This is a genomic window from Enorma phocaeensis, assembly GCF_016901575.1.
GTDB lineage: Bacteria > Actinomycetota > Coriobacteriia > Coriobacteriales > Coriobacteriaceae > Limicola > Limicola phocaeensis_A.
On record NZ_JACJKQ010000103.1, the window covers coordinates 1 to 223 of the forward strand.

1 protein-coding gene is annotated in these 223 nt (G+C 70.4%); it reads right to left on the reverse strand.

The window, feature by feature from the left end; translation table 11 throughout:
• Positions 1-223, reverse strand: a 223-nt coding sequence (locus H6A15_RS10310; RefSeq protein WP_239462517.1) for an ATP-binding protein, incomplete at both ends; no start/stop codon positions are given.

The window sequence follows — 223 nt, forward strand, 5'->3', positions numbered from 1 at the left end:
GGCCATGTGGGTCTTGCCGACGCCCGGGCTGCCGACGAGCACGACGTTCTCGCGGCGCTCCAGGAACCCGAGCGACGCGAGCTCCTCGACCACCGGGCGGCTGAGCGAGGGCTGGAACGAGAAGTCGAAGTCGGCGAGCGTCTTCACGTAGGGGAAGTTCGCCTTCTCGACCCTGCGGTCCAGGTCGCGGGCCCTCACCGCCGCGACCTGGGCGTCCGTCATC